6 protein-coding genes are annotated in these 6,051 nt (G+C 35.3%); 4 read left to right on the plus strand and 2 right to left on the minus strand.

All coding sequences use genetic code 11. The features are described from left to right. Positions 1 to 73: 73 nt before the first annotated feature. On the plus strand, positions 74 to 2,275 hold the full coding sequence (locus FFM71_RS01135; RefSeq protein WP_137610339.1) for a Tex family protein: 2,202 nt from the start codon (positions 74 to 76) through the stop codon (positions 2,273 to 2,275). A 216-nt stretch (positions 2,276 to 2,491) separates the two neighbouring features. Here the strand turns inward: FFM71_RS01135 and FFM71_RS01140 are convergent, their stop codons facing one another. Then, positions 2,492 to 3,334 carry a mechanosensitive ion channel family protein gene (locus FFM71_RS01140; protein WP_137610340.1) on the minus strand — a complete coding sequence of 281 codons (843 nt, stop codon included), beginning with the start codon at positions 3,332 to 3,334 and terminating at the stop codon, positions 2,492 to 2,494. Positions 3,335 to 3,419: 85 nt separating this feature from the next. Then, a complete protein-coding gene (locus FFM71_RS01145) occupies positions 3,420 to 3,671 on the minus strand; it encodes a hypothetical protein (RefSeq protein WP_137610341.1) in 252 nt (83 codons plus the stop codon). Between the two features lie 131 nt (positions 3,672 to 3,802). On the opposite strand from FFM71_RS01145, the gene FFM71_RS01150 reads away from it, so the two are divergent. The 3 genes from FFM71_RS01150 (at position 3,803) to FFM71_RS01160 (ending at position 5,438) form a co-directional block, all read left to right on the plus strand. Continuing rightward, complete coding sequence (locus FFM71_RS01150; protein WP_137610342.1) at positions 3,803 to 4,015, plus strand: DUF3955 domain-containing protein; 213 nt, start codon at positions 3,803 to 3,805, stop codon at positions 4,013 to 4,015. Positions 4,016 to 4,079: 64 nt separating this feature from the next. Continuing rightward, the gene (locus FFM71_RS01155; RefSeq protein ID WP_137610343.1) at positions 4,080 to 4,598 is read left to right on the plus strand and encodes a GNAT family N-acetyltransferase; all 519 of its coding nucleotides are present in this window, start codon (positions 4,080 to 4,082) and stop codon (positions 4,596 to 4,598) included. A 255-nt stretch (positions 4,599 to 4,853) separates the two neighbouring features. Beyond that, positions 4,854 to 5,438: a peptidylprolyl isomerase gene (locus tag FFM71_RS01160; protein WP_137610344.1), complete on the plus strand. Its 585-nt coding sequence runs from the start codon at positions 4,854 to 4,856 to the stop codon at positions 5,436 to 5,438. Positions 5,439 to 6,051: the final 613 nt, after the last annotated feature.

Consider the following 6,051-nt stretch of genomic DNA (forward strand, 5'->3'; position numbering starts at 1 on the left):
TCTAAAAACAAAATGATAATTGAACACTTTTGCCCAAATATAATAAGCGATTTAATTAAAACTGGAGGACCATATGGTAGTAAGTAAAGCAGAAAATAATTTGGTCGATTTGACTAAACCAGTTCATCAACAATTGGATGAGTATAAAATTCAACAGATTAAAGCAGTTTTAGAGCTGTTGGATGAAGGAAATACAGTGCCATTTATTGCGCGTTATCGAAAGGAACGTACGGGTACTTTAGATGAAGTTGCTATTCGTGCTATTGAAGATGAGGCACATCGATTGATGAAATTAAATCAACGTCGTAATGATGTTATTAATTTGATTCAGGAACAAGGTAAGCTAACGCCTAACTTAAAAAAACAACTTGAAGAAGCAATGGTATTACAACAAGTGGAGGATTTGTATCTTCCATATAAACAAAAAAAGCAGACTAAGGCTAGTGTTGCTCGAGAAGCTGGATTAGAGCCCTTAGCAAATTGGCTATTAAGTTTTCCATCTAGTGGTTTAAACAATAAAGCGAGTTCTTTTATTAATCCTAGTAAAGATTTACCCGATTTAGAGGCAGTTTGGAATGGGGTTAATGAAATTTTGGCCGAACTATTCAGTGAAAAAGCCAGTTTTCGTGAATGGATAAGAGGATATACTTGGCAAAATGGTGAGTTGACTAGCAAGGTAAAACGGGGTGCTAAAGAGAAGGATGAGGGGCAAACTTACGAGACATATTACGACTTTCAACAATTATTGAAACAGATCCCTCCATATCGTGTTTTAGCCATTAACCGTGGGGAACGTGAAAAAATATTAACAGTTGGTATTTCAATTAATGCTGATACAATTTTAAATTTTGGATATTCTCGAATAATTGGTCGTCATCAAGGTCCGGCTGTAGAAAAAATAAAGATTGCCTTTGCAGATGCGTACAAACGGTTTTTGAGTCCGGCTATTGCAAGGGAAATTCGTCGTAAGTTATCGGATCAAGCAAATGAACATGCCATTAAGGTTTTTGGAAATAACTTGTATCACCTTTTGATGGCTTCACCACTGAAAGGCAAAGTTGTTATGGGATTCGACCCAGCTTATCGAACAGGCTGTAAACTAGCAATTGTAGACGCTAATGGACAATTTTTGAAAAAACAAGTGATTTATCCCCACAAACCAGCCAACAAAGAAAAACGGTCCGCAGCCAGTACAGAATTTAAGAAGTTACTTGAAGATTATCAAGTTGAAATGATTGCCATTGGAAACGGAACTGCCAGTAGAGAATCAGAAGAGTTTGTTAGTGAAATCTTAAAAACTCTAAAACGTCCTGTCTACTATGTAATTGTCAATGAGGCCGGTGCTTCAGTTTATTCAGCAAGTGCAAATGCTCGTTCAGAATTTGGTGATCTTCACGTTGAAGAACGCTCGGCAATTAGTATTGGTCGGCGATTACAGGATCCACTGGCTGAATTGATAAAAGTCGATCCAAAAGCAATTGGTGTAGGGCAATATCAACATGATGTTCCTGAAAAAGATTTAGATCAACAATTAGACCGGGTTGTAGAAACGGCTGTGAATCAGGTAGGAGTTAATGTTAATACAGCGAGTCCAGAATTGTTGACGCATATTTCTGGATTGACCTCAACTACTGCAAAAAATATCGTTAATTTTCGAAATGAAAAAGGTGCCTTCAATGATCGGGAATCTTTAAAACAAGTGCCCCGATTGGGTCCTAAGGCTTATCAACAATCAGTTGGATTTCTAAGAATTATTTCTGGAGATGATCCGTTAGACAATACTGACATTCATCCGGAAAGTTACTCGGCCACACGAAAGTTATTAAAAGGCATTGGAATGTCTACTGAATTGATTGGTACCACGGAACTTCATCAAAAATTAGCAAAATTAAATAAGCATGAATGGATTCAAAAATTGAATATTGGAGAGGAAACTCTAACTGATATCATTGACGGATTAAGTAAACCAGGGCGAGACCTTCGTGATAATATGCCAGCACCGTTGCTCCGACAGGATGTCTTAAGCATGTCTGACCTTAAACCAGGTATGGAACTTCAAGGTACGGTTAGAAATGTGATTGATTTTGGAGTATTCGTTGATATTGGAGTTAAGCAAGACGGATTGGTTCATATTTCACAATTGGCTGACCGATTTGTTAGTGACCCAAGTACGATAGTAACTATTGGTGACATTGTCACTGTTTGGGTACTAAATGTCGATGAGACCCGTAATCGAATTCAATTGACGATTCGTGAAAAAAAGGCTAGTAATTGATCCTAATCATAAGATAATAGGACAAAAATATTATTAATTTTCGAATATTAAATCAAAGAGACACTGTAACCAATTTTGGATTACAGTGTCTCTTTAGTTTGAACAGAAAAAATGAGTCCCAAGTTTCTTCGTTATTTTTGAATTTAAAATAGCATGGATATAAAAGCGATTGAATATTCTTACATTCAATTAATAAAGATTAACTAGCAGTACATGTTACTTAGGTAAATCAATTTGAGCATTTTTGATAGCAGATAAATATTTTTCTAGTAAAACATTTTTAGTATTAAATTGGGCACCGGGTTTAGTGTAGGCAGCAACTTGAATCGTTAATGTGCCATCATTTTGATTGGAAAATCCAAGGATTGCCGGGCGTTTAGTAATTTGTAATTTATTTAATTCCAAGTTTTGATTAATGTCTTCAATAATCTTCGTAATTTCATTAAAAGGGGAATCGTTAAAGATAGGGATTTCCATTAGAGCCTGCATATTATTACGAGATTTATTGCTGACTACGGTGATATTGCGATTAGGAATATAGTTAAGGGTTCCGTCGATACTCTGAATTTGGGTGGTGCGAATACCAACGTAAGTGACACGACCTTCAATAGTATTGATTTTAATCGTATCGCCGACGCTAATCTGTTGCTCCAATAAAATAAAGAAACCATTGACCATATCAGAAACAAAACCTTGTGCGCCAAGACCAATTGCCAAACTAAAAATTCCGGCTCCGGCAACTAGTGTTCCAACGGGGATACCGATTGCCGATAAAATGGCATAGATCCAAAAAAACATTAAAATATATTTGAAAACGTTGAGAACAACTGTATAAATCGTATCGAGTTTCTTCGGTGAAATGGAAGCCTTGGTTCCACGTAGTCCAGTCTTGAAGATGTGACGGATAATTTTCTTGCCAATCCAATTAATCAATAGTAAAACAATCGTCAATAATATTAGTTGAAAGATAACTCCGCCAATATGGGCTAAAACGGATTCCCAATCGACTTTGAGGAACATATTTTTCATTATGGAATTGAAACTGAGGGATGTTTTCAATATAACTATTCCTTTCAAAAAGAGCTGTAAATATAGTATAACAAAAGAAAAAAGTCAGAGAATAATCTATTCTCTGACTTTCCTATTATTTCATGTAGCTTCCTGGCACAAAATCTTCAACGGCCACATATAAGCGGTCGGATAAATCTTTATAAAGTTCATGTTCACCTGTTAATAAGGTGAAATTTTGGTTGTCACATGATTCGATTAATTTAATTGCCGCAGCAATTTTTAAATCATCATGTGAGTAATCCATGTCACTGTTACCAGTAATATTAATGTCTAAAGTTGGTCCATCTTGGCCCAAGGTATATTCTTGAATGTTTTCTCTTATCAAATTTTTTCTCCTCAAAATCCTCTGGAGCAATAAGATACAATGTTTTTTAGATAATAGCAATACCATTATACGGATTGTAAATTTTATTAAACCTGATATATTGATGGTAAATGATAATGAGGTGAATTTAGATGAAAAAGGCCCGCGTATCAAGGAATATCATGATTATTGCTTTACTTTTAGGTGTTGGCTGCTTTGCATTATTCTCTATGATTGGATCAACAGTTGACAGTAATGGGATATTGCACGAACCATTCTTCTTAGTGCCGTTTGGTTACTTCTTTCTATTGATAGGAATTATCAGCGGCGCAATTCATTGGTATAAGCGCATTACTGCAAAATAAAGTATGCAAATCGTTGATAAATAGGTGTATCTTAGAGAAAAAGAGAAGTAAAGAAGGTTAATTAATGGCGTTAATTTATATGAGAAAAGCTGCAACTTCCGATATTGATGCAATTATGCAAGTCATTGACGAGGCTAAAGCACTTTTAAAGGCCGATGGCAGTACACAATGGCAAGACGGACATCCAGATAGAGATATGTTGCTTGAAGATATTGCCAAAGGATTTGCCAGAGTTTTAATTGTTGATGGAGATGTTGCCGGGACTGCTACTTTAATGACAACTGACGATCCTAACTACAATGAGATTGAGGGAGCTTGGCAAGATACAATGGATACGTATTCAACGATTCATCGAATTGCCATTTCTGCTAAATATCGTGGTATGAAGTTGAGCAAATTCTTTTTTACTAATTTAATCAGTGATACGTATGCACAAGGAATTCGTCACATGCGAATCGACACACATAAGCTCAATAAACGAATGCAACATCTAGCTGAAGAGTTCGGTTTTGAATATACTGGAATTATTTATGTTCCAGATGCCATTGATGGTAAACGTTTGGCTTATGAATTAAGTATTTAAAGGTTGAAAGTTTATTTAAGCATGCCGTTTCCAGAGCTGAGAGTATTCAATTACACCACTTTCGCTGCGAATGAATACTCTTAGCTCTTCCAACTAGTTTATTTTTTATGGCAGGAACAATAAAAAATTCTGCTCATTTAAATAAATTAGCTCTAGGCTTGTAACAACAATGGTCCTATTAATTTTCACTTTTCAATCTTTAGATATGGTAAAGTAGTTTAACGTTAATTGCATATATAGAAGGGAAACAAAAAAATGACATACCCACAATTAGATTTAGAAAATGCTACTGGTAGTGTAGCAACAATCAATACTAATCACGGAACGATTAAGATTCAATTATTTGATGAACTAGTACCCAAGACAGTTAAAAACTTTGTTGAATTGGCAAAGAAAGGTTATTACAACGGAATTATCTTTCATCGTGTAATTCCTGACTTTATGATTCAAGGTGGCGATCCAACTGGTACTGGTATGGCTGGTGAAAGTATTTATGGAGATAGTTTCGAAGATGAGTTCACTGACCAATTGTTCAACTTGGACGGCGCGTTATCAATGGCAAATGCTGGTCCAAACACAAATGGTAGTCAATTCTTTATCGTATCTAACCAAAATATGCCTAAACGTATGATTAAGGAAATGGCTGGAGCGGGTTATCCTGAAGAAATCGTCGCAGCTTATAAGAATGGTGGAACTCCATGGCTGGATCACAGACATACAGTTTTTGGTCAAGTAATTGATGGAATGGATATCGTCCGCGAAATTGCTCGTGCTAAACGTGATGGCAATGATAAGCCTAAAGAAGACATTTTTATGGAAACAGTTGAAATTTCGGATTAGTATATAAAGACTAGGTAGAGGGATACTCTTCAAGCTAGTCTTTTTTTGTACCTTGGTTTTAGACGAAATTGCAGAATTTGGACTTCCATTGCTGAAAAAACGTGATATAGTAATAAGCAATAAAGTTGAACCAAGTATTAATAAGTGATTTGTTTTTAGCTACTTAATAGGAAGAAACTTGTTTATGATTCAATTGTGTAAAATAAATTGAAAAAAATCATAAAAAGTACTTGCATCGGTTTATCTTTAACGGTAATATATATCTTGTTGTTGCGACAGATGACAACGGCGTCAACGGATTCAAGCTTAATAGCTTTTCCAAACGCCTTTAATTATTTTGAAAAAGTTCTTGACTTGGTCTTGTAGCTTCGGTATGATAATTAAGTTGTCTGTTGAGATGACACCTAACAATTTATCAATTCGTTGATAGATCGTTAGAAAAATTATTTTAAAAAGTTCTTGACATTCATTTGTCAGCTTGATAAAATAATTAAGTCGCTGATGAGCGTAAGCGCTTAATCAGCTGGTAGACCTTTGAAAACTGAACAAAGTTTTAACACTAAAATTGTGTAGGCCAACATTAATTTGTTGGATTTACAACGAAGTCAATTCG

It is taken from the genome of Companilactobacillus huachuanensis (assembly GCF_005404815.1).
Lineage (GTDB): Bacteria > Bacillota > Bacilli > Lactobacillales > Lactobacillaceae > Companilactobacillus > Companilactobacillus huachuanensis.